Raw genomic sequence first — 25,188 nt, 5'->3', positions numbered from 1 at the left:
AGTTTTTTAGCGTTTAACAACTTCTAAGTCTTTGTTCTCTATAACTGTAAACTTTTCGATAATAAATCCTTGAGGATTATTATCAGACCGAACAGCAGATATGAGCTGACTACTTGTTACAAGATTTCTTTTAGTGAGATTACTTGAACGAATGATATACTGGGTAGCATAAGTCATGTTTTTATAGGGATAGTTATTAAAATCTATTTTAATGCTATCTACCTCAATTCGTTGCTGAATATTCCCAGAAATAACACGACTATAGTATCCCTTTTCAAGTAGATCTTTGTAGTAATCAAAAGCGCTTTTATCAGCAAGATTAAACGCTCTTTGCATATTACCCTCAATGGCTGCTTTCTCAGGTGAAAGCGTAAAGAAAAGCTCGTGAAAACGCCTTACATGCTCCCTTGCCTCTACTGGCCTGTTTATACTTGCATCTTGAGAAAGAGCAAGCATAAGTGACTTACCTTTATCTAGCAAATAAATCTTCTCTCGTTGCTCTTTAGCAAAATCATAACTTTTATAGATAGTAAATCCAACTACTAAAAGACAAATCGATGCAAATACAATAGCATAAAGCCGAATCTGTTTAAAGCTATTTTCTATATTTCGAAGTGATTTAAATTCCATAATACTTTTATTTTTTGATTAGTTGTCCTGAAATATTACCTACTGTTGCCCCTGCTCCTGCTGTAGCCATATTACCAGTTGTAGATACAGTCTTATTCATATTACGCATAAAGTTTCCTGCTCCACCCGCTTGAATTACCCAACCCGTAACTGTTGGAATCGTAAAATATCCTACAATACCGATAATCATAAAAATGACATACGCAGTATTAGATGTATCTGGAACAAAACTTGGATCAGCAAGCATCTGCATATCTCTTTCGATAATTAATGATTGAATCTTAGCAAGCATACTGCTAAACAAATCTGCTACTGGAAGCCAGAGGTACACACTGATATACCGTGTAAGCCATTGCAACAGCGTAGATTCAAAACCACTCCATATTGAGATAGCAAAGGCTATTGGACCAAGTATGGACAGCACTACCAAAAAGAAAGTTCTAATGGTATCAATAACAAGAGCTGATGCTTGAAAGAGCATTTCTAATATCTCTCTAAAACCATCTCTTAGGTTCTTTTGAAAATCATATTGCCATTTCTCTAAATACATTCCTGTCATAGCAGCTAAATCAGATGGAGACCAACCAAGCTCATCAAGCTTTTTATCAAATTCTTCATCAGAAACTAAATAAGCTGTCTCAGGATTTCGTAGCATCGCTTCTTTTTCTAAAATATCTTTTTTCTGCTGTAAAGAAGTCATATCAATCACTTGACGTTCTAAAATCTGATGAGTACCTTTAACCACAGGGCTTAAAACCGTGTTTAATGTTCCAAGAACAAGGGTTGGAAAAAACATGATACAAATACCCAAAGCAAAAGGTCTTAGCATTGGATACACATCAATAGGCTCTGCTCTTGCTAAGGCTTGCCATACTTTAATACCAATATAAAAAAGAGCACCAAGACCTGCTAAGCTTTTAGCCACCCCAGCCATCTGGGCTGATAGTGGCATCATATCGTAATAGAGGTTCTGAAGTACCTCATGTAAATTACTATCTCCCATAACTACCAATATTTCTGGTTAGAAGTTCCATACAGGTCAAGTACCCTTTGGGTATTGTTTTTCTTCTTTGACCTTAAGATGCTAATACCTATATTTTTTCTGGTGTAATAACTAACAAGGTTGTGATAGTCTTTAACCTCTTTATAAACCCTATCAATAATATCCATACGCTCTTTATCATTTAAAGAAAGACTCGACGCGCTTACAATTTGTTTAAGCTCCTTGACAAGCTCTGTGCTTTCTTGGAGTAATACGGAATACCCATTTGCAATAGCTACAAGCTCCTGGGCAGAAAAGTTTGGATCATTAAGCATCTTGCCAAAGTTCTTGACATACAGCTCTGAAACCTCTCCTACTAAGAGTACCGTTTGTTGAACTTTTCTAGCGTCCTTAACAAGATTGTTTACTGCTTGGAGTTTATCGTAGTACTCCTTGCCTTGTTTATAAACCTTCTCGACTTCTTTAAAGTTTTTAATGACATTACTAACTGTTGAAGAAGTCTGTATAATCTCATTGGCACTGTTTAATATGCCTGATGCCAAATTAGTAGGATCGGTAACCACCCACTGGGCATTCATCTGTATTGGTAGAATTAGTAGCATAGCTACCACAACTACCTGTAATAGTTTTTTCATTATTGTATGTTTTAATTGATTGTTTATTCTATTGATTAATTATTCACCTCCCTCTTTTATCGTTAAAGAAGGTGGATACAAATGTTACTGGTTATACTCTTCTTGTTTTTCTTGTACAAGACGTTTTATAGCCATCTCTACATTACCATCGAGTTCTTTAGCTAGGTTCATGACCTGTAGTTTTTCAGTCTCTTCAGTGGTATAGGCGAGATACTCCGAATAGCTCACCTCTGTAGCGTACACGCCTGAATGCGTGCCGCCAAGACCAATCCATACTTCTTTGTAAAGACGGTTTGGATTGTTGTTAAGATTAATTGATAGTATCTGAGCTTTTTCTTTATCAGTAAGACCTAGCATAGCTTGTATATCATCAAACTTGTTCATATACTTGCGCTGATCAAGTAGAATCTTACAATCAGAGTTATTAATAATACTCTCCTTTACAATCGGGGATTGAATAATATCATCTACCTCTTGGGTAACCACAATTGCCTCTCCAAAGAACTTTCTAACAGTTTTAAAAAGATAGCGTAGATAATCTGCCATCCCCTCTTTGGCTATAGCCTTCCAAGCCTCTTCTATCAGTATGAGTTTGCGTTGTCCTTTAAGACGTCTCATCTTATTTATAAATACCTCCATGATGATAATAGTCACTATGGGAAACAGGATTTTGTGGTCTTTTATGCTATCAATTTCAAAGACGATAAAGCGTTTATTAAGTAAATCAAGCTCACTTTCGGAGTTTAATAAATAGTCGTATTCTCCGCCTTTATAGTAAGGTTCAAGTACATTTAAAAAGTTAGCCAGATCAAAGTCTTTTTCTCTAACCTGCTTTTGTTCTAACTCAGCTTTGTAATCAGTTTTGATATACTCATAGAAAGTGTTGAAGCTTGGTTTTATATCGCTATTTTGAAGTTTTTGAATGTATCCACTTACTGCGTTTGAAAGTGCTACTTCCTCAGCTCGTGAGGGCGGCTGGTCATCCCGCTTCCAAAGCGTTAAGATAAGAGTCTTAATACTCTCTCTTTTTTCTATATCAAAAATGCCATCCTCGGTATAAAATGGATTAAAAGCAATTGGGTTTTCTTCAGTATAAGTAAAATAAACTCCATCCTCTCCTTTTGTTTTGCCTTTAATAAGTTCACACAATCCTTGATAAGAATTCCCTGTATCAACTAAGAGCACATGAGCGTTTTGTTCATAGTATTGTCTTACCATATGATTGGTAAAAAAACTCTTACCACTTCCTGATGGTCCCAAGATAAACTTGTTGCGATTAGTAATAATTCCTTTTTTCATGGGTAGGTCTGAAATATCTAAATGAATTGGTTTGCCAGTAAGCCGGTCTGCCATTTTAATTCCAAAGGGGGATAATGAGTTTTGATAGTTTGTCTCCCCAGAGAAAAAGCATAAGGCAGGTTCTATGAAAGTATAAAAGCTCTCTTCACTTGGAAAGTCCCCGCTATTTCCAGGCATCCCTGCCCAGTAAAGTGTCGCAGCATCCACTGTATTGTGTCTTGGCACACACTCCATAGAAGCAATTGCGCTCCCACAGTCATTTTTAAGCTGTTTAAGCTCACTTGGGTTGTCTGACCATGCCATTACATTAAAATGAGCTTTAATAGAAGTTAGTCCTTTACTATGAGCTTCATTTAAATATTCCTCAATCCACTGTTTATTAATTTGATTAGCTCTACTGTATCTAGCAAGCGAGTGCATATTCTTAGCTGACTTTTCAAACTGCTTTAAATTAGAGTCACTATCTTCTAAAAACAAATACTGGTTATAGATGTGATTACAATTAAGTAGTAGTCCAACAGGCGCTGCAAACGATAAAGCCATGCTGCTTTTATCTGTTGACAGTTTTTCATAGCGAGATAAATACGACACCTCAGTAGGTAAATCATCTGTACTTGATAAAGTATGTAATGAAATTCGGTTATCTCCTACTCTAACCTGATCGCTACTTATGGCAATATCCTGAAGGCTTCCTCTTTTAGTTGGATTTAGAGTCAAGTACTGCTCTAATAGTCCACTTTTATTTTCTGAGCCAATGATATCTTCTTCAGATAGTTTAATTAAGCTTATTAGCCCACTATCATTGACAATCTTTTCAAGTTGGGTTGTAGCCTCTAAAAAGCTTTGAACGGTATCTTTATCTCTAATTTCTTTTGGGATGAGTTCTCCTCTTGTAAGGGATGAAAAGTTACTCTGACTTTTAATTCGTTCCTTGGTAGTTTTTGTGATAAAGAGATAACAACTGTGATTCAGATAGGGACGCTCGTTAAAATGTCTTTCAAAACTCCTACTTAAATAGCTCTGCTCTGCGTCTTTAAAATCCGCCTCATAACTCTGTTTTACAAACCAATCTTGTTTGTGTATCACAGTAAACTCAGGTAATGTTTTAATAGCCTTAAGCCACACACTGTGAATCATTTCATACTCTTTGTCTGAGATGGTGAATATCTCAGGTAAAATAACCTTATAACAAACCGTTATGTCCCCTTGTTTAGAAACAATGCAGTTATTTTCAACCGAAAGAATCGGAAACATCCTCTCAAGGGTATTTGTCTTAGCTGTATTTCTCATAACTTCTTAGTTTTAAGTTTCTACTTAAATACCCTTTGACGTCCTTTCTTGAGATGATATACCTTGGAAAATATTTTCTAGCCTGAAGTTTCATAAGACCATACTGACCGTATTTCTTATTCAGTGAAAATACTTTGTATACAAGATAGCCTGATGTACTAAGGCCAAGGGCTAAACAAATAAGATTGTTTACCCCTGCCATATACAAAACCATAACAAGAATTAAATCAGCTAAAAGTCCTCCTGCAAAGTAAAACAGATACTGCGCCTTGAGTCCTTTAAACTCAACACTCGCTCCAATACCTTTATTGATACTAAACTTTTTCATAAGCGTATCTTTTAAAGGAAAAATGAACGTAGGATTGTAGCTGCTACAATTAAGAAGATACAAGCCCCAAACCAGCTTGCAGCTGTTTTACTTGTATCGGGATCACCACTTGAGAATTTGTTGTATACCTTCACTCCTCCTATTAAACCAACTACTGCTCCAATAGCATAGATAAGCTTGGTGGCTGGATCAAAATAAGAAGTAACCATTTGGGTAGCTTCTGTGATTCCTGCAGCTCCGTTTCCTTGAGCTAAGAGTGGCAAACTACTTAGTACAATAAGTAGTAAGAATAGCCTTTGTTTGATTGTTTTTGTTTTCATAAAAATGACATTTATTAAGTTATAATCATGCCCTTTGCATGATACTTTGGTAAATGTCTTTTTAAAACGGTTTGAGAGATTGATTGTGGAAGTTAGTGGATACTCATGGCGATAAGGTGCAATAAAAAAGGCGTTAAGTATGTTTTACTATAACGCCTTCACAGTTTTTCTTTACACAAAATCATTAATATTAAAATCTTCACTATCTATTACTTCTTCTTCCTTTTTTGGTGATTTTTCGTTTAATGATTGATCTAATAATTTCGCTATTGTCTTAGCTGAATCAGGTAGTGCCTGTTGGAGTAGTTCCAATAACTCTGAGCCTTCTATTTTTTGAGCTGTCTTTACTATAGTCTCATTAATTAACTCTTGTTCAATAGAGTTCACAAAACTATTAAGCTCATCCATACTGACTCGCTCAGTAAATTCATTATCTAAAGGTTCTAAATTCTTGCTTAGTTCTTTTTCTTCCTCTTCTAAATCAAGTTCACCATCTGTTTGACTCATTAGCGATTGTTTTAGAACAACTGGTTTACTTTCTCCTATAATACTTACGGGTACATCTTGTTTAAAAGGAGACTCTTCTGCTTTAGATTGGTTCTCTTGTTTACTGGTTTTATTTTTATCTAATAACAGAAGAGTGATAACAAGTACAAGACTGATTATGATAACTATTTCCATAAATTAGAGAATTGGTTTAAAATGTTCTTGAAAATAAGCCTTGATATCATCTGAATGATCCTTAAGATGTTGTTCTAAGATATTGTCAATATAAGCATAGAGCGTTGTTTTATTTTCTTTAGATAATTGAACAAGGCGAATGAGTACCTCATGGTGTTCAGGGCGGATGTACACCACTTTTCCTTTACTATTTGCAGGTAATCGATTAACTAAAAACTGATCCTCATATTTTTTAGAATCGTTTTTTTCTTCTGTTTTCTTAAATAGATTTTTCATGATTTTTGGTTTTAAATTGGTTTATACTTTTCATTGTAACTCTTGGTAATCTGCTGAGCAAACTCATCAAAGTGATTGTCTAACAAATTATCTAAATAGGCATAAATCGTTATTTTGTCTTCACCTATTATGTGAATGATACGAGTGAGTTTTTCGTGAAATTCAGGTCTTATATACACCGTTTTTCCATCTCTGGCATTGGTATCAGATTTTTTAAAAAAGATACTCTCGTAATCTGTTTCAACAGATTGCTTTGTTTGTTTCTTTTGTTTTGAAACAGGATTCTTCTTTAAAGGAATGTCTTCTGCCTTTCTCTGTTCTTCTACTTTTTCAATATCTAACTGAAGTGGTTCTTTGATTCCTTCTTTTCTCACTCCATCTACCATTAGACTCATCATTAGTTCTTCATCGATATGCGGTTGTTTTTTGTCTTCTTTTTTCATGGTATTATAATTGGATGATTGCTAAAAATTCTTCTATAAAAAGGTCTAAACCACTTGCTTTACTCAGACGTTTATCTGGTGGTAGTAAAGTGGAGCGGAAAACAAGTTTGCTTGTCGCTTCGCTCTCCTTTCGAAATCTCGTACTACTTTTAATATGACTTTGCATCAAACTAAAATCTAATTCCTCAATGGCTTGGTTATAGATGTTATACAAAGGAGTACTCTCCCGCCCATCCACTTGGTTCCAAAATAGATTAATACTTTGTATTGCTGTTTCTGATTTTTTCATCACAACATCTCGCAAAAGTTGCGTAAAAACAAGCGTGCTTTCCATCACTACTCTATCGGCTGTGATAGGCGTAAAAATATAATGCATGCCCGACAATGCGTTTAGAATTCCAGCAGTATTAACCGTACCTGGTAAATCAAAGAAAACTACATCAACTGGTATAGTTGATTCACTTATAAACTGTTTGGCTGCATTTAATACATTATCCGCCTTCTCTTGTAATATTGGGTAGGCTTTTTTATTAATCGTTGTAAACTGCTTATAAGCAAGTTTTTTAAGTACGTCATTTTCCATAACGATAGACAAATCTCGTTCTTTCATTTTCACAAGACTGTGTTGTGGAAAATCTGCATCAAAGACAACTACGTTGTAATTCATCCGATAATGTAAAATACTTGCCACTAACGTGGTAAATGTACTTTTACCTACTCCTCCCTTTTGAGAGGAGAAAGCAACAAAGATTGGTTCTTTTTTTGTTTTCATAATTGTATGTATTTAGCCATTTGCATAAATAAATAGATACGTTAGTCTATTGGTAAGTCTGTGGTCATCTATGTCAGTAATTCTTTACTTAGTCAAGTAGTGAACTATAAGCCTAATTAAATACTTAGCTAAGTATTTAATTACCTGTTTAGCTTTATACTTTTCTATGTAATACTTTACATAAATAGTTGGATAGCTACGCTTGCACTTAGCATAATAGATATTTAAATAACTATTTGTTGCTCTAATTATATACTAATGCGCGTAATTACCTCATTACTTACTTTTTTAGATACATCAGTACAAAGCAACTGATCTATCTACCTATGCAAATATGATTATACATACAAAGAAACTTCATAAACCAGCTGAATCTGATTTATGGCATTTTGTGGTAACATTTGGCATTTTAGTGTCAAATAGTGGGTGATTTCTTAAAATGAAATCACTATAGATTTTACGTTGTAAAAATGGGGGTATTTAGTAATCGAAAGATTACAGCAAGTTATGTTTTGAGGCACTCGAAATTGACATTCTTACCATCAAAACGACTTGCTCTTGCAGAGGGCTGGAAAACTACTCCGAAGTCGTTAGTTTTTTGTTGAAATAGAGTATAGACTCAAAATATTGAGGGATTTACGGATTTCCGTAATATAATTAGAGAAAGTTTTAATATGTTTGAAAAATAATATGTTTTTAATTATTTCTCTTTTGTATTTAATTTAAAAAACTAATTATATAAATGATGACTTTAATGAAACACGTATCTAGGCATTATTTTATGAAACTACATCGTGTTTTGTTTCGTGAAAAAATAATGTTGTGCATCATGCTAAAATAAAACAAACTTATGAGTTTAGAAATTAAATCACAAGAGTTAAAAAATTTAGTATCAACTTATGATACCCAATGGTTTTTAGGTGACCTATCTGGACTAATGAAATGCATTGCTAATGGAGCGGCTCAAGATCAACTTGGAAACTTGTCTTCTCCATTAAGACAATTATATTTCCTAGGTGGGCTAGTAATTTCATCAAATGATCAAAATGCTACTGAGATACAATATACTGAAGAAAAATGGGAAAAAATAGTTGAACTTTTAAATGAAATTGAACTAGAATATGATAAATTGTTTTTCGCTAAACCAAACGAAGAAATAAATGATGAATGGAGAAAAATCCGTCAGGTTGCAATGCCATCTTTCTTATCTTATTTCAATCAAGGCCCATTAAACTATGAAGAACAAACTATAAACTGGATAAACGATTTATATACTCAATTAGATGAAACTGTTCAAGCTGAAACAGGAGTTGAAGTAATAGATTTTATAAATTTCTACAATAGTTTAGACGAGCTTGTTCAGCAAAAATTTCAAGGATTTGGAACAGGAAAAGACCTTTTTCAAGAGGAATGGTTGGCTTATACAAAACTTAAAATCGGTGTAATTGATGAAGCTCCTGATTCTATTAAAAAAATGGGAGAAGAAAAACGACCTATATATACTTTCTTAGCTGACCATGGAATAATAAACCGATTTAAACCAGTAGATTTAGTTTCAGAAGACTTAACTATAGAAAAGATTGAGATTATACTGCAATTGTTATCCTGTAATAGATTACAAAGCGATTTTCTCTACTATACATCAACTAGACCAGGAAATCCTCTTTATGAATATCCCATCATAAATATTGAAAATGATTTATTTCAAGTTTTTGAAGTCAAACAAGTTATTCATGCTATTGATAATTTACTTGAAAGAGTTTGTTCTAAAAATTTAAAATCAAAGGATAAACTGATTGAAAAAAAAGGAAAACTACTTGAAAAGAGAATTTTAAATCTCTTTAAAAAATTCTTTAAAAAAGATTACAGATATTTTGAAAGCTATTATGTAGATGGTTGTGAACAAGATATTCTGTTTTTATGGAAAAACCATGCTTTTATCATTGAAGCAAAAGGTTATAATCTACGTGAACCTCTACGTGATCCTGAAAGAGCGTTTATTAGAGTAAAAGATGATTTCAAAGGTTGTATCGGTTATGGATATACTCAAACAAAAAGAGTTGAACAAAAATTCATAAATAAAATCCCACTTAAAATTGAAGATAAAGACGGAAATTTAATTGAAGAAATTGACACCAAACAATATGACGAAAATGATTTTTCAATTATTGTCAATATCAATTCTTTCGCTCAAATACAAAATGATCTTTCTATACTTTTAGATGTTGAAGAAGGAGATGTTTACCCTTGGGTTATAAAAATTGATGATTTAGAAGTTTTCATTCTCACTATGATAGCAAAGAAAAAGAGACCTCAAGACTTCATAAACTTTCTTTTACTAAGAGAAAAATTACACGGCAAATTAATTTGCTCAGATGAGCTTGAAGTTTGTGGTGGTTATTTAACTGGTACTATTACGGAACAAAAGATTGACAAAGCTGATAAAATATTTACAACACCAGATTTACCAGCAATCTTCGATCAACAATATTGGAAAGGAATGGGGTTTAAAAATGAAAAACTATTAGCGGAAAAGAAAAGCGGAAAGTATAATTTTTGGGGTTAATTTATCAAAAAAGGACAAGGGAGCAATATTAGTTTTACAAAATTATGGTCTAGTAATAGATTGAATACTTGTTATTTTGTACCTATAATACTTTTTATATTTTTTTTTGTTAATTTAGCAAAAACAATACTGTACTGTATAGTTAGTAAAAAGGCAAAAATTTAAGCTTTCTAAACCACAATTACGGCCAATAGGCGGCTATTATTTGCCATTTAAAAACCAACTTTTTACAATGAATATTAATTGGGAGAAAAAAATTAAGATTGACACAAAATGGACGAATAGGCAACTTGTGAACCATTTCTCTGAAAAAGCACCAAAAATTGTAGTTAGAGCATATACACCTAAAGTAACGGGTACGAAATTCTGTTGTAATGCTTTAGTGTCAGAGCTTGGATTTTTATTACCTGATTATGCCCTTTCAGAAAAATCGAAAAAAAATAAGCTTAAATCATTAACGATTGTATATGGAAAAGAATTAGCAAAAGACAGGTATCAAACAGCTCTATATCAAGAAGCACAAGCTTTTTTTGGTAAAAAAGATCCCACTACAGATGGTAAATATGGAGAATTACTTTTATTTGCTTTATGTGAGAGCGTTCTAAAAAGTAAGATGGTAGCACATAAAATTGAAGGTTTATCTAACGGTAAAGACCAAGTGAAAGGAGGAGATGGGATATTTCTAGGGAATTATGAATTAGGCAATGGTAAAATGGCTCCTGCAATTTTTATTGGGGAATCTAAGATTATGCAAGAACGTGGTAAATCTATTGATGAAGCTTTAGAGTCCTTAAACAGATTTCATGATGCTAAAACACAAGCAGAATTTAATAAAATGGAATTTATAGTTGCAAATAGAACACTATCATTAGATGAAAACGATATAGACTACGAGGAGGTGTATGAGAGATTAACTCCTGGTTCTGAAATGTTTAAAAAACAGATTACTGTTCATCCAATTTTATTGATGTACAATACTGCAAATATTAGCAAATTAGAAACAAAAGCTATAGATAGAGATGATTTAGAAGCATTAATTTCTGCCCATTTAATTCAAAAGAAAGACGAAATTATTAACCTAATAAATGAAAAACTAGAAAAATATCCTGAAATAAAAAAGGTATATGTTGACTTCTTTTGTTTTCCATTTAATGATATTGATACCTTTAGAAATGGAATGTATTTCAATATACATAAGGTTGCATATACAAAATAACTACAATTAATATTGGAACAATTCAATAATATATACATTAATAAAAGTTTGAATACTGTAATAGAAAAACAAGTAATCAATCTATTAAGCAAAAAGATTAAGTCTGTTCCAAGAATTGAAACAGACTTTAATGAAATTAGAAAGGCTGTTTGGTTGGCTTCTATTTTAGCAGAGAGTGAAAGTGAAAAACATCTAAAAAAAGTTCAAGATCTAGCAATACTTTTATTTTTAAATAATCCAAATGATTTAGAAGTACTTAAAGTAGTTTATGTACTGTTCTCTAGAATTGGAAATCTAACAGCTACCAATCATTTGCAAAATTTAGTAAATATAACTGAGCAAGATACTTTTTTTGAAGACATTATTTTAACTCAGGAACTGATTGAAAAAAGAGCTGAAAACTCAATTCTAGTTAATAATAAACCTTATTTACTCACTGATTTTCAGAGAATTCTTTATGCAAAAATTAATGAAGAAAAATACATTTCAATTTCTGCACCTACTTCATCAGGAAAATCTTTTATTATAAAAAAATATATTGAAGAAGAATTAAAAAGAAATAGTAAATATTGTGTTTTCTATATAGTACCTTCTAGAGCATTAATAAATCAAGTAAGTGAAGAATTTAGAATTGATATTCCAAATATTACAGTAAAAAATGCTTTTATTGAGAATGAAGTTGTTGAAGATAATAAACTAATCTATGTAATTACTCCAGAAAGAGCAATAAAAATAATTAATTCTGAAAATGGTTTAAACTTACCTGATCTCATTTTTATAGATGAGATACAAAATGTGGAAAATGAAGATGGAAGAGGTAATTTATTTGAATATGTCTATGAAGAGTTCTCAAAAATAGAAAAAACTAAAATAATTACTGCAGGTCCCTTCATATCCAACTCAGATGAAATTTTTAAAGAATTATTTAACAAAACGAGTCAAATCATAAGTACTGATTTATCTCCAGTTTTTCAACTTAGAACAATTATTAATCTAGATTCAGATTTTATCTCTTTAAAATTATTTATCAATAATAACATTAAATATGAGCTAAAGAATATTATTAAAATTAACAATATTGAAAAGATTTTCGATTCTAATTATGGTAGTGGACTTTCAAAAATAATTTCAACTTTAAGTAGTAGAAATGAAAGTAACTTGATTTATGCTTCTCGTGGAGATTATGCTGAAAAGTGGGCATTAAAATATTCTCAAACAATTACAATTGATGATGAATTACAAGATGAATTACAAGATTTAATAAAATATCTAAAAACTGATATCCATCCTAAATATTTTCTAATATACTGCCTCGAAAAGAGAATAGCTTTTCATCATAGCTCATTATCAGAATTTGTCAGAAAGGAAATTGAAACTTTATTTGAGTTTGGAATTATCAAAACATTATTTTGTACTTCAACTTTACTTGAGGGAGTAAATTTACCAGCAGATAATCTTTTCATTATTAAGCCCGAAAAAAATAAAGAAGGATTATCTGATTTTGAATTTGGTAATTTAATAGGAAGAGCTGGACGAATTAAAAATACGCTGTTTGGTACTATTTACTGTATTAGTAAACAAAATAAGACACAATGGGCTGAAGACTATTTTAAAGCAAATTATACAAAAGATGTAAAAACTTCAAGTTCACGCGCTTTACCACAAATAAAAGAGGAAGACATAGTGCAACCAAGTATTCAAATAGAATCTCCTAAAATTAGAAACGTAGTTAGTTCATTAAGAAATAAAGCATTAAGAAATGATGGTTCATTTGAAAAATTCATAATGAAACATAATATCGATGATGTAATGAAAGGAAGAATAATTAGATCTATTAATAATTCAATTAATGAGGTTTCTATACCTTATGAAGTTGTAAAACTAAACCCTACAATTGACCCTTTATTACAAGATCAATTATATAAGAAAGTAGTTAATGATATTGAAAATTGGGTAATACATACAAATTCAAATTTTAATGTTCCTTTAAAAAGAGAGGAAGCAAAAAAAAATGAACACAAGTTTAATAGCTTCTTTTGGCAACTCGATTCAATAATTCTACGTTTAAACGAAATATTTGAAATTACAACCGAGATATGGAAAAAGGATAGTTTATCAATATCTACTTCTGGTATATGTATTAATGCTATTAACTGGATACAAGGTAAAAGTATCGGAGAACTTATTGCTAACAGAATAAAATATCTTTCAGAAGATGAAAGAGTAAAACCAGAAAAGAGAATAGACGCAAATAATCCTGAAGATATTAATAAACTAATAAAAGAAGTTATTAAAGTAAATTTAAAAGTCATCACTTTCTCGGTTTTGAAGTATTTGAAATTATTAGTTGACATTCTTGAATACCAACTTAATGATGTTCAAAAAGAGCAATATAAACTGACTTTGGCTTTACCAATTCAGATAGAACTGGGAACACAAGAGCCTGTTGTTATATTACTTATTTCAAATGGAATGCCTAGAACAATAGCATTAAAACTATTTGATATTTTCAAAAAAACTAATGAGTACAGAAAAGAAGAAAAAGTATTAGATTGGTTAAAATCCCAAAATCAAATTATTGGGCTAGAGCCTATCTACAATAAATTTCTTGTAAAGAATAATTTCCTTAAATTTAAACTTTAAATACAAACGGTTCATAACCTCAATAACTATTGTATTGCTTCAATTTTTACATAAAAACCAAATTTCATGACCTTGTTTAGTTTTTTTAAGCAAGGTTGTCTTTACAATAAATCCGTAAAAACAAAAAAATATATAATGGTAATTAATGTTTTTATTTAGGTCTTTTCTTGGTCGGTTAAGTTTTTCATGTATTTTGTCATACGAAAGTTTGTAAATACTTTAAAAAAATATATTAACAAAATAAATTATTAAATGTATATTTGATTTTGAATCAAACAATTCCAATCATAGTCCAAAACTTTCCGAATAAGGTGCTCACAACAATCCAAAAAAGTGAACCTCCCTATTTATAAAGCATACGGAAGATAAGAGGCTAACCCTCTTTCTCCACAACATAATTAGAATAATTACCTTATAAAGGTTTCAAAACAAAACAAAAGCCTGTAAATTTAATGAGTTTACAGGCTTTTATATTTGACTTAGATAGTTATTTGTTTTAAAAGTGCTCATAATATGAATATCTAATTAGGTGCGCTGTCTCAGAAAGATCTTTTTTTTCTTCTTTTGATCCTTTTCTCAAAACTCAACTCTTCATAATCTATCTCTTGGTTATTGTTTAAAAGATTAAACAATGATAAAAACTCATCATTATTAAAATTGGTAGTATCAGAATATAAATGCTCAAACATTGGATGTAACTCGTCTGATTCATTAGTATTAGCCTGTTGAGAAGGTATTAAAATTGAACGAGGATAATCTTCTATACTACTCCATTTTTGATTCAGTGTATTAGCAGATAACTCTTTACTTAAATCAGAGCCTTTATAGACACTTTTTAAGTTATGGTCGATAAAAGTTACACCATAGATACGATTGTCTTTGTTTTGAAAAATAACAACGTTTATTCCGTGATTTAAAAGTTCTCCTTTAAACTCTTGTTGTGAATTTGTTGTATTTAACGCTATCTCAATTATATGTTTAAGATTCTCTTTATTAGGTAAAGATTTTAGTTTTTCTTTTGATGTTTTAAAGTGACTTTCAAGATTTTGATAACTTGCATTTTTTCCAAAAAGGGAAGCCTTAAAAGGATTACTTACCTTCTCTCCTATTTCGTTTATTGCAAAATAAACGAAACCTTGTTTTGGTTGTTCATTATAAGTTGCTTCAACCTTTTCTGCTCTTATATTAAAGAGTGATAATAAAGCATTGTAACTTGTTAAGCTATCATAGTTATAGTACTTGGGTAAGTAGCGTATAACCGAGGCTATTTGAGCTTTTAAATTGTGCTTTGTGTAATCTACTGGTGTAAATTGAATCTGTTTTGTTTCCTCATTTTTTTGATTTATAGAAGAGGTTAGATTAAACTTCTTTTCAATTTCACGGCAAGTTTTCATTGATTTTAAATGATCGTATTTATCATTTATTTTCTTCCCCTTTAAGTCTGTGCAAACGGTAACAATGTGAATATGCTCTCTTTCTATATCACTATGCTTATAGACAATATATGGTTGATTTTCATAGCCCATACTATTCATATACTTCTTCGCTATTTCATTTAAGGTCTCGTCTGTTAAATTATCATTGGGATTCGGATTCAAAGAAATATGTCTTACAACTTTCTCTGTCTTGTTATTTAAAAGTAGATAAGGCTCAAAGTGTTTATAAAGTTGAGCGATGTAGTTTGAAGTGGTATTTGGTTCAGGTAGATTATTTGTAAACAAAACAGAACCTTGTCCTTTATCAACTTTTAATTGATTGTAGGACAAAGCTCCAATAAGATTACTTCCTTTACCAATCTTAGCTATCATAACTTATAGATTAGTATTTAAGTGCTTGTCTTCAAACTCTTTGGTAAGCCTAATAATGTAATAGCAAAGTTTTGATAAATCTTTGGTATACTCTTCAAGTTTTGAAATAGAACGTTTGGCTCTATTTTCTGAGAAGTACTGGTTACAAAGTTTTACCATTTGATTATAGTTTACTCCTACTGCTCTAAATTGATTAAACAGTTTAGTTAGTAATCCGTGATATTGCAAAGCAGCAACATCTACTTTGACTGTTTTAACTTGTCTATCTAAAAGCATAGAAACAAGAAAGCTTGCTTTGTTTGTCATTCCTGATGATGTAAACAAAGCAAGCAGTCTCTGGTTTTCAGATTCGGTGAGTCTGAAAACATGTCTGTATTTTTTAGGATTGGATTTTAGTTTTCTTCCTCCTTTGTTTTTAGTGGTAGTTTGTATAGTGTCCATAGTGTCTTACTTTGATTCTTGTCAAAATAAGAAATACTTATATCGCTAAACTTCTAATGGCTCTTAGAGGTCGTATTTGGAATTACATAGCAAACAATTTTGTATTAATCTACTTTGTCACAGATACCCAATCAACAAAATCACACAAACCAAGTAGTTCTTCTTGTTTTAATTGGACTACAGTATTAGCGCTACCGCCTGCTGGATAGAGTACTTGATGTTTTTTTAAAGATTCATCAAAGTAGACTTTGGTTGATTCTTTTACCTTAAAAGGACAGACTCCCCCTACTTGATGACCTACTAATTCTTCTACATCTTCATATTTAAGCATTTTGGCTTTGATACCAAAAGTGTCTTTAAAAGTTTTATTATCTATTTTACTATTTCCTGATGCGACGACAAGAATAGCAGCTCCCTCTTCTGGGGCATAAAGCGTTATACTCTTTGCTATTTGGTCACTATCACAACCAATCGCAATTGCAGCTTCACCTACAGTAGCTGTACTCTCCTTAAATTCAATAAAACGATCTTCAAAGCCCTTGCTTTTTAGATAGTCTTTCACTTTTAAATGGTTCATAATAATTAATATTGGTTTTTAAAAATAGAAATTATAATACAATTGACAAATTTTAATAGTGCTGTCTTGCTATTTAGCAAAGCCAAATAATCCCCTATACTTCCAATATCAAGTTTTGAGATTAATACACTACTACTTTAAATCGTTAATCTTAATTACATTTATATGCAATCAGAAGACGATTTAAAAGCGCTTGCAAAAATCCTAGCATTTATGCGAGCAGTGAGCATTCTTATTATGCTTATGCACTTATACTGGTACTGTTATTCATTCTTTTTAATCCTTGGAATAACGCATACTGTCGTAGATCGAATACTAGTTAACTTTAATCAAACAGCGGGACTGTTTTCACATTTACTCTATACTAAACTCTTTTGCTTGGTTTTACTTTCTTTAAGCCTGTGGGGAGGCAAAGGCGTAAAACATGAAAAGATAACAGTCGCTAAAATTACTCTTGTTTTTGTAGTTGGTTTTAGTTTGTTCTTTTTCAATTTCTTTTTACTTGATTTTGGATACGCTTGGAGCGCGATACTGTATATAGCAAGTACCTTCTTAGGCTATATCTTGCTTCTTGTCTCTGGCGCTAGGATTAGTAGGCTCTTAAATGATAACCTAATGCAAGACGTGTTTAATTTTGAGAATGAAAGTTTTATGCAAGAGACTCGTCTTATTGAAAATGAATACTCTGTTAACCTTCCTTCAAGATTCTACTATAAAAGCAAATGGAATAGTGGTTGGATAAACATCGTTAATCCTTTTAGAGCAACTATCGTACTTGGTACTCCAGGTTCTGGTAAATCCTATGCAGTGGTAAATAACTTTATCAAACAACAAATTGAAAAAGGATTCTCTATGTATATCTACGATTTTAAGTTTGATGATTTATCGACCATCGCATATAATCATCTATTACTTCACAAAGAAAAATACGCTATTGCACCTAAGTTCTATGTGATAAATTTTGATGATCCAAGTCGTAGTCATCGTTGTAATCCGATTAATCCGTCTTTTATGACAGATATATCCGATGCCTATGAATCAGCCTATACCATTATGCTTAACCTAAACCGCTCTTGGATACAAAAGCAAGGAGACTTTTTTGTAGAATCTCCAATCATACTCTTAGCAGCTATTATATGGTTTTTGAAGATTTATCAAAATGGTAAGTATTGTACATTCCCTCATGCTATTGAACTTTTAAATAAGAAGTATGCTGATGTATTTACTATTCTTACCTCTTATTCTGATTTAGAGAACTACCTCTCTCCTTTTATGGATGCTTGGGAAGGTGGAGCGCAAGACCAATTACAAGGGCAAATAGCTTCAGCTAAAATACCATTATCTCGTATGATTTCACCATCACTATATTGGGTAATGACAGGAGATGACTTTTCGCTCGATATCAATAATCCAAAAGAGCCTAAAATACTATGTGTCGGAAACAATCCTGATCGTCAAAATATTTACTCTGCTGCTCTTGGACTTTATAACTCACGTATTGTAAAACTCATCAATAAAAAAGGTCAACTTAAAAGTTCTGTTATCATTGACGAGCTACCAACAATCTATTTTAGAGGACTTGACAATCTTATTGCTACAGCTCGTAGTAATAAAGTAGCGGTGTGTTTAGGATTTCAAGATTTCTCACAGCTTAACAGAGATTACGGAGATAAAGAAAGTAAGGTAATTCAAAACACAGTCGGTAATATCTTCTCAGGTCAAGTTGTTGGAGATACAGCTAAAGCCTTATCAGAACGTTTTGGAAAAATCCTACAAAAACGTCAAAGCATTACCATTAATAGAAATGACCGCTCTACCTCCTTCTCTACTCAACTTGATACGCTTATTCCTGCATCTAAAATATCAACTCTTACACAAGGGATGTTTGTAGGAGCTGTATCTGATAACTTTGATGAGCGAATAGATCAAAAGATATTTCATTCTGAGATAGTTGTTGATAATGACAAAGTTTCTAAAGAAATGAAAGCTTATAAAAAGATACCTCAAATAACTTCTTTTTTAGATGCTCGTGGTAATAATACCTTAGATGAAACGATTCAAGCTAATTACAGACAGGTTAAACTTGATATTGAGTCAATTATTGAATCAGAGCTAAAACGCATTGAAAATGATCCTGAATTGGCTCATTTGATTAATAACAAACAGTAATACTATCTTTTGATCCTTTGGATTAATAGTGGTTTTATTTTTTATCAATTCTCTCACTAAGCAAGGTAATGCTCCGCGGTTCGCCTTCAAAAAATTCCCCCATAAATGCTTGACCTTGTCTTCACTTTATTGCGTTGCTTTTTGAGCTTGCTTAAGCATTACCTGTAGCTGCTCCATAATTAATTTAAAAATATAATATTATGGAATCTACAGTTTTAAACAGCAATTGGTTAGTGGCATCAGAGATAGAATTAATCTACAAGTCTAAAGTTAAAGCATCACAAAGACCTAGAATTGAATCTTCTTACTCCGCTTTTGAAGTAGCTTTAAAAGCATGGGATGAAAATAAGATTGAACTTTTAGAACAATTTAAAGTACTTATGCTTTCAAATAATAATAGAGTACTTGGTGTACTTGAGATATCATCTGGTGGTATAACTGGAACAGTCGTTGATCTTAGATTGATATTTGCTGCTCTTTTAAAATCTAAAAGCACAGCTTTTATCTTAGTACATAATCATCCTTCTGGAAAATTACAACCAAGTGATGCTGATAAGCACATCACTGCTAAAATTAAACAAGCAAGTCAAATACTTGATATTGCTCTTTTAGATCATTTAATAATAACTTCTGAGAGTTATTACTCTTTTGCAGATGAAGGCGTCTTATGACGCCCTCATTTTAATTTAGTTCTCTTTTCTTATAATATCATTCTTAATTTCAGTCAGTTCATCGCAAATAACTAGACATTCGCGTGCTTCATCTAAAACTATTTTATTAATATACCTTTTAAAAAAATAAACTGCAACAAAAAGAGTAAGACCTAAGAAAACTACGTTTAACAACGAAGTATTACTACTTACCTCTTTTATGTACAAAGTCCAAATACCTCCCATAAAAAAAGCTATAATTTTACTATTTGAGCTAATAATATCTTTAAAATTTGTTTTTTTTCTATCAACAAGAGACAGAAGGTGTTTTAAATCAGCTTCAAGTATAATTACATTTTTCTGTTCATTATCTTTTTGTAAAATCTCTTTTGCAATTAAATTATTCTTAAAGTTAACTTGTTCATCTTTCTTCATACTTTGGGTTCTCCAATCTCCTTTTAGGATATTCTTCAAATTTTCCATTTTACTATCTCGAAATACTTTAATTGCTTTGAGTATATCAAACATACAGAGAGAAATATAAACTGAAGAAAATAAACTAATAACAAATATTAAAAGTTGAAAAGACCATAAATCCCTTGGAAATAAAAGTATTACTATCAGAATGCCTGAAATTCCACCTATGATTCCACCTCCTTTAAAATAGAGTGTTTTATTCTTTATTTCTAAATCAGTTAATACAGTGTTTCTTGATCTAGCTTTAACATAACACTCCTTGTACTCATGAAACAATAATCCTTTATTCATTATTTTAAATTTAAAATTAACTACAAACATAAGAAGTATTAAAATTTAGACAGGATTAGTCAATACCCTCCTTAGGCACTGTTATTTCAGTAGGCAAAGTTTTTTAGCTTTTTAGCTCTTGCAAGTTCAAGTCCTATGGATTACCACAATAAATCTTCCTCATTCTATGAGCGTATTTATCTTGTAAAACATGCTCTTAGCTAAAAACCAAAACTCAAGTGCCATGAAATTAATCAGACCCTAAGGTCATAATACTATTTATCATGGAAAATTTAATGCACTCAAAAGTTTATGTTGGTACTTATGCTAAGTATAACAATGGTTCAATTAAAGGAGATTGGATTGAGCTAAGTAACTTTAGCTCTATAGAAGAATTTTATGAATTCTGCTCAGAGCTGCACGCTGATGAAACAGATCCTGAATTTATGTTTCAAGACTGGGAAAATATTCCATCTGAGTTAATATCAGAAAGTAACCTTTCAGAAAACATCTTTTTAATCATTGAAAAAGTATCAGATTTGCAGTATAATACTTTAGAAGCTTTTTCAGCTTGGGTAAGCATAGGTAATCAAGATATTGAATCTGATGATATAGACTTGTTATTTGAATCATTTGAAGATGATTATCAAGGATATTATAACAGTGAAGAAGATTTCGCTTATCAAATCATTGATGAGTGTTACGATTTATCTGATTTTGTAAAATCATACTTTGATTATGAAAGCTTTGCTAGAGATCTTTTTATGAGTGATTATACTTATGAAAATGGTCATGTATTTAGAAATAACTAATTGATTGTTTTTCAATTAATTTTTAAAACAAGAAGTTATCTGAATCAGATAACTTCTTGTTTTACTTTATTAGTTTTAAACAGATGGATTTAAAATTTATTTACTTTTGTTTCTTCATTACTTAGTCAACTAAAGTAAGTATAGCTAAGTCTATGCTTATTATCTTACTAAGCAGTAATACAAAAAATATGAAAAGAATTAAACAATTAGGTGTCTTAGCCTTAACGACTTTACTTTTAGCTTCTTGTTCTTTACATGTAAAATCACATGGAAATAACGATATACCTCCTGGACAAATGAAAAAAGTAACAGGATCAAAGTCAGCTAAACCTTATGCTTCAGGGCAACAGAAAAAACATGCTAAAAAGCATAAAAACTAATCGATATATAACAAAAGGAGTTACCTGATTTTTAGATAACTCCTTTTGCTTTATTTAATTTTAGTTACTTGTTTTTAAATTCAAATCCAGTGGTACAATCTTCTTTTAAAATAAGGTAAGCATCGAACTTCTTCCCTGCTTTGCTTATCAATCCTTTTAGCAGCTTGGTTTTACCTTGTTGTATTAGGTCAGTGATATCATCCATTGAAAGTTTAATTCCGCAGACCTCTTTAAACAATACCCAATTACAATCAGGTTCTAAACATTTCACTACTTTTTCTCTTAATTGAAGTGTATGTTGTTTACACTTTGGACAAGATAGATGATCTGTTTCATTAACTGGTTTAATAGCTAAAAGCTCTGCTGTTATCTTTGTGGTATAATCCTCTATCTGTCTATGGAAATCTTCCATATCAGTTTTATTCTCTTCAATATCTTTAAAAGCAGATTCCCATTTAGCTGTTAGAAGTACATCTGAAATAAGTTTTTCCTTGACTATTTCATACACTTTGAGTCCTTTTTCTGTTGGAACAAGGGATTTCGATTTTCTTATGATATAGTCTCTTTTTAAAAGCGTTTCAATAATAGAAGCTCTTGTAGCAGCTGTTCCGATTCCAACTTCTTTAATAACGCTCTGAAGTGATTTATCCTCAACCTCTTTAGAAGCATTTTCCATAGCTGATAAAAGTGAACTCTCTGTATATAAAGCTTTTGGTCTTGTTGATTTTTCAAGAGCAATTGATTCTTTAATTTTTAGATTCTCGCCTTGTTGTAAATTAGGTAAATCTATTACCACCTCATCAGTAGTAGAAAGTTCTTTTCTTACCTCTCTCCATCCAAGTTCTATTATTGAAGAAGACTTAAAACTAAACTCATAATCCAAATTACTTAAGGTTACCTCTGTTTGCTTTTTTGCACAAGGTTCAAATACTGTTTCCCATACTCTTTGAGCAATCAAATGATAAATGCTCTCTTCTTTAGCGTTAATCGCTGAAGGAAGTCTATCTGTGGTTAATAGTCCATGGTGATCTGTAACCTTTACATCATTTACTATCTTCTTATTAAGCCTTGCCATCTTTAGTTTTAGAAGCAGGTTACTATATCTACTATCATCTGAAAGAACCTTTAATAAGTTAGGAACCTCAGCCCATAAATCCTCTGGAATGTATTTACTCGAAGTTCTTGGATACGTGATAAACTTCTTTTCGTACAGGCTCTGAGCAATGCTGAGAGTCTCATCTGCTGAGAACCCAAAGAGTTCATTGGCTCTTTTTTGAAGTGAGGTTAAATCAAAAAGAAATGGGGACTCTTCTCTTATTGTTTTGGTTTCTACTTTTTGTATTTTAACCTCACTTTGTTTGTCAATGAGTTTTAAAGCTTGTTCTGCTTTTTGTTTATCTTCCAATTTATCAGTTGAGAGCGATTTAAATAGTATACCGTCTTTTTGATGAATAAGTTCTATTTGATAGTACAATTTCTTTTTAAAAGAAGTATTCTCTAAATACCGTTTACAGATAAGACTGAGGGTTGGTGTTTGTACTCTACCGAGAGAATACACCGAATCATTCATTGAAACAGTAAGTGCTTGAGAAGCGTTTATACCAACAAGCCAATCCGCTCTACTTCTACTATGTCCTGCTCTAAAGAGTCCATCAAATGTGCTTCCTTCTTTAAGATTGTGAAGTCCAACTCTTATAGCTGTTTCAGTTAGAGAACTTATCCAAAGCCTTTTAAAGGGTTTAGTACAGCTTAGGTATTGAAGAATATATCTAGCAATTAATTCTCCTTCCCTACCTGCATCAGTGGCTATGATAATCTCCTTACACGCTTTAAAGAGTGTATCAATTACTTTAAGCTGTTCTAAAGCTCCAGGATCTGAAATATACTTTTTACCTTTTTTAATCTTTCTTGGAAGTAACAAATAAGACCTTGGTAAGATTGGCAGAGCTTCTCTTTTAAAACCCTGAAAACCATAGTCCTCAGGCATAGCCAGCGATACTAAATGTCCAATAGCCCAGGTAACACAGTAACCGTTTCCTTCAATATATCCATCCTTTTTTGTTTTAGCTCCAACAAGCATTGCTATCTCCCTAGCTACACTTGGTTTTTCTGCAAGAATTACAATCATAGTCTTTAGCTTTACATTTTACGTCCTTTTGATTTTTTAGGCTCATCTGCTTGCTTTTCTGACTGTGATTGCGCCTTTGATTGTTCTTGTTTATTTGGATTTTGAAACGAAAAATCAGCTTGTTTAGTTTCTTTGTTGTACGTCACATATCCTTGATAAGGATTACCTCTTTTATCCAACAAATCTTTAATGTAAATAGCCTTGCCTTCCAATAAGTCGCTTTGCTGTTTTTCGGTGAGTTCTTTACCTCTAAAGGTTTTCAAATCATCTGACAGTTGGGATTGGTTTTGTGTTTGGCTCTTACTTTGTTTGTTCGTGTTATCAAACAAGAACTCAATATGTCCTTTAGCTGCGTTGTACTGAATCTCAGCATTAAAAAGATTTCCCTTGGCAGAGGTCATACCCTCTACAAGTAACGGTTTACCTTCTTTTAAAGTCTGAAGCTGCTCTTCACTAAGTACAATGCCTTTTACTTCCTTAGGCAGCTGCATTTTCTCAACTCTTGTTACAACAAGGTTATTGGTCAGTCTATCCACACTTACAACCGATGGAATCTTTTCCTTTGTTGTTGGATGGGTAAGCTCTACTACCCTACCCATATTACCAGTTTTTAAAAGATTGTGCTTATCCTGCTTTGAAAACTCATGTCCATAAAGTGGAACATTGAGATTAGGGTATTTCTTTACGCCTTCTAGTGCCATGACAACCTTACCCTCTTCGTTCTTTTGTAAAGACAGTCTTGCATCAAGGGAAAACACCGCAGAGCCTAAGTCTAAATTCACTGCGACTAAATCCTTGGTTTTATAGCCTTGTAAAAGTGGTTCCAAAAGATCCATTTCTTGAAGCTTCTCTTTTGAAAGTCCCAATCTTGAGAGTGAATCCCAATCAATATCTTTAATATCAAACTTGTTAGAACTATATTGCTCCTCTTCTTTTGTTGGTTCAGCAACTTTATTCTCATTCTTTGGCGCGTTTCCTATCTCTGTTATTTGATGTTTTAAAAACAGCTCGTGAGTAGGTCCTGATTGCTTAAGCTCCTTTTGCATTTGATTAGCCATTTTGATGGTCAATAGTTCTGGAACTCTGAAAAAAGTAAACTGAGTTGGGTTTTTAAGTTGATTAAAAAAATTAGAAAAGAAGTTGGAAAAAAAATCCCCGTGTCGATCAACCTTTAAAAATTGATTTTGATTCTTTTTAGTTGCTGGAACTGTTTCAAGTTTACCATCTTTATCTAGTCCCTTAACTACTTGAATCTTATTTTTTGTTTTGTCGTTAACAAGAAGCACATCATGCTCTACTTGTCTTTCTGTGTTTTCTGTACTCATAATACATAGTTTTAAATGATTAAAAACTTAAAACTAAAGCCAAGAATCC

23 protein-coding genes are annotated in these 25,188 nt (G+C 31.9%); 7 read left to right on the top strand and 16 right to left on the bottom strand.

The annotated features are described in order from the left end of the window. Positions 1–6 precede the first annotated feature (6 nt). The 10 genes from traK to AABL87_RS01745 form a co-directional block, all read right to left on the bottom strand. Complete coding sequence (gene traK, locus AABL87_RS01790) at positions 7–630, bottom strand: conjugative transposon protein TraK (protein WP_341276861.1); 624 nt, start codon at positions 628–630, stop codon at positions 7–9. A gap of 7 nt (positions 631–637) precedes the next feature. Continuing rightward, positions 638–1,633, bottom strand: coding sequence for a conjugative transposon protein TraJ (gene traJ / locus AABL87_RS01785; RefSeq protein WP_341276860.1), 996 nt, complete (start codon positions 1,631–1,633; stop codon positions 638–640). A gap of 2 nt (positions 1,634–1,635) precedes the next feature. Continuing rightward, positions 1,636–2,268, bottom strand: coding sequence for a DUF4141 domain-containing protein (locus AABL87_RS01780; RefSeq protein WP_341276859.1), 633 nt, complete (start codon positions 2,266–2,268; stop codon positions 1,636–1,638). A gap of 84 nt (positions 2,269–2,352) precedes the next feature. Further along, positions 2,353–4,857 carry a TraG family conjugative transposon ATPase gene (locus AABL87_RS01775; RefSeq protein WP_341276858.1) on the bottom strand — a complete coding sequence of 835 codons (2,505 nt, stop codon included), beginning with the start codon at positions 4,855–4,857 and terminating at the stop codon, positions 2,353–2,355. Then, positions 4,841–5,185, bottom strand: a complete 345-nt coding sequence (locus tag AABL87_RS01770; protein ID WP_341276857.1) for a DUF4133 domain-containing protein — start codon at positions 5,183–5,185, stop codon at positions 4,841–4,843. The genes AABL87_RS01775 and AABL87_RS01770 overlap by 17 nt, the downstream gene beginning before the upstream one ends. Before the next feature lie 11 nt (positions 5,186–5,196). Further along, on the bottom strand, positions 5,197–5,505 hold the full coding sequence (locus AABL87_RS01765; protein ID WP_058699398.1) for a DUF4134 domain-containing protein: 309 nt from the start codon (positions 5,503–5,505) through the stop codon (positions 5,197–5,199). 171 nt (positions 5,506–5,676) lie between these two features. Continuing rightward, positions 5,677–6,186 (bottom strand): hypothetical protein, encoded by a 510-nt coding sequence (locus AABL87_RS01760; RefSeq protein WP_341276856.1) that lies wholly within the window; start codon positions 6,184–6,186, stop codon positions 5,677–5,679. Positions 6,187–6,189: 3 nt separating this feature from the next. Next, a complete protein-coding gene (locus AABL87_RS01755; protein ID WP_286409250.1) occupies positions 6,190–6,462 on the bottom strand; it encodes a DUF3408 domain-containing protein in 273 nt (90 codons plus the stop codon). An 11-nt stretch (positions 6,463–6,473) separates the two neighbouring features. Then, positions 6,474–6,905: a DUF3408 domain-containing protein gene (locus AABL87_RS01750; RefSeq protein WP_341276855.1), complete on the bottom strand. Its 432-nt coding sequence runs from the start codon at positions 6,903–6,905 to the stop codon at positions 6,474–6,476. A gap of 4 nt (positions 6,906–6,909) precedes the next feature. Next, a complete protein-coding gene (locus AABL87_RS01745; RefSeq protein WP_341276854.1) occupies positions 6,910–7,677 on the bottom strand; it encodes a ParA family protein in 768 nt (255 codons plus the stop codon). Between the two features lie 850 nt (positions 7,678–8,527). Between AABL87_RS01745 and AABL87_RS01740 the strand changes: the two genes are divergently transcribed. From AABL87_RS01740 to AABL87_RS01730, 3 genes are all read left to right on the top strand, one after another. After that, a complete protein-coding gene (locus AABL87_RS01740; protein ID WP_341276853.1) occupies positions 8,528–10,243 on the top strand; it encodes a hypothetical protein in 1,716 nt (571 codons plus the stop codon). Positions 10,244–10,475: 232 nt separating this feature from the next. Next, positions 10,476–11,459: a HamA C-terminal domain-containing protein gene (locus AABL87_RS01735; protein WP_341276852.1), complete on the top strand. Its 984-nt coding sequence runs from the start codon at positions 10,476–10,478 to the stop codon at positions 11,457–11,459. A gap of 48 nt (positions 11,460–11,507) precedes the next feature. Further along, positions 11,508–14,102 (top strand): DEAD/DEAH box helicase, encoded by a 2,595-nt coding sequence (locus AABL87_RS01730; RefSeq protein WP_341276851.1) that lies wholly within the window; start codon positions 11,508–11,510, stop codon positions 14,100–14,102. A gap of 539 nt (positions 14,103–14,641) precedes the next feature. Here the strand turns inward: AABL87_RS01730 and mobB are convergent. From mobB to AABL87_RS01715, 3 genes are all read right to left on the bottom strand, one after another. Beyond that, complete coding sequence (gene mobB, locus AABL87_RS01725) at positions 14,642–15,910, bottom strand: conjugal transfer protein MobB (RefSeq protein ID WP_341276850.1); 1,269 nt, start codon at positions 15,908–15,910, stop codon at positions 14,642–14,644. A 3-nt stretch (positions 15,911–15,913) separates the two neighbouring features. Beyond that, a complete protein-coding gene (locus AABL87_RS01720; protein ID WP_059051508.1) occupies positions 15,914–16,351 on the bottom strand; it encodes a plasmid mobilization protein in 438 nt (145 codons plus the stop codon). A 109-nt stretch (positions 16,352–16,460) separates the two neighbouring features. Next, positions 16,461–16,928, bottom strand: coding sequence for a YbaK/EbsC family protein (locus AABL87_RS01715; protein ID WP_341276849.1), 468 nt, complete (start codon positions 16,926–16,928; stop codon positions 16,461–16,463). Between the two features lie 165 nt (positions 16,929–17,093). Between AABL87_RS01715 and mobC the strand changes: the two genes are divergently transcribed. Both mobC and AABL87_RS01705 read left to right on the top strand, forming a co-directional pair. Further along, positions 17,094–19,097 (top strand): conjugal transfer protein MobC, encoded by a 2,004-nt coding sequence (gene mobC / locus AABL87_RS01710; RefSeq protein ID WP_341276848.1) that lies wholly within the window; start codon positions 17,094–17,096, stop codon positions 19,095–19,097. A 200-nt stretch (positions 19,098–19,297) separates the two neighbouring features. Beyond that, the gene (locus tag AABL87_RS01705) at positions 19,298–19,768 is read left to right on the top strand and encodes a JAB domain-containing protein (RefSeq protein ID WP_341276847.1); all 471 of its coding nucleotides are present in this window, start codon (positions 19,298–19,300) and stop codon (positions 19,766–19,768) included. Positions 19,769–19,783: 15 nt separating this feature from the next. On the opposite strand, the gene AABL87_RS01700 is transcribed toward AABL87_RS01705, so the two are convergent. After that, positions 19,784–20,515 carry a hypothetical protein gene (locus tag AABL87_RS01700; RefSeq protein WP_341276846.1) on the bottom strand — a complete coding sequence of 244 codons (732 nt, stop codon included), beginning with the start codon at positions 20,513–20,515 and terminating at the stop codon, positions 19,784–19,786. Positions 20,516–20,790: 275 nt separating this feature from the next. On the opposite strand from AABL87_RS01700, the gene AABL87_RS01695 reads away from it, so the two are divergent. Together AABL87_RS01695 and AABL87_RS01690 are read left to right on the top strand one after the other, a co-directional pair. Next, on the top strand, positions 20,791–21,306 hold the full coding sequence (locus AABL87_RS01695) for an antirestriction protein ArdA (protein ID WP_341276845.1): 516 nt from the start codon (positions 20,791–20,793) through the stop codon (positions 21,304–21,306). Between the two features lie 188 nt (positions 21,307–21,494). Next, positions 21,495–21,686 carry a hypothetical protein gene (locus AABL87_RS01690; RefSeq protein ID WP_341276844.1) on the top strand — a complete coding sequence of 64 codons (192 nt, stop codon included), beginning with the start codon at positions 21,495–21,497 and terminating at the stop codon, positions 21,684–21,686. A 64-nt stretch (positions 21,687–21,750) separates the two neighbouring features. Here the strand turns inward: AABL87_RS01690 and AABL87_RS01685 are convergent, their stop codons facing one another. Together AABL87_RS01685 and AABL87_RS01680 are read right to left on the bottom strand one after the other, a co-directional pair. After that, positions 21,751–23,814, bottom strand: coding sequence for a type IA DNA topoisomerase (locus AABL87_RS01685; protein WP_341276843.1), 2,064 nt, complete (start codon positions 23,812–23,814; stop codon positions 21,751–21,753). An 11-nt stretch (positions 23,815–23,825) separates the two neighbouring features. Continuing rightward, the gene (locus tag AABL87_RS01680; protein WP_341276842.1) at positions 23,826–25,139 is read right to left on the bottom strand and encodes a DUF3945 domain-containing protein; all 1,314 of its coding nucleotides are present in this window, start codon (positions 25,137–25,139) and stop codon (positions 23,826–23,828) included. Positions 25,140–25,188 lie beyond the last annotated feature (49 nt).

It is taken from the genome of Myroides sp. C4067 (genome assembly GCF_038039665.1).
In the GTDB taxonomy this organism is placed as follows: Bacteria; Bacteroidota; Bacteroidia; order Flavobacteriales; family Flavobacteriaceae; genus Flavobacterium; species Flavobacterium odoratimimum.
Note: the sequence above shows the minus strand (reverse complement) of the source record. Positions and strands in the feature narration are given on the sequence as shown.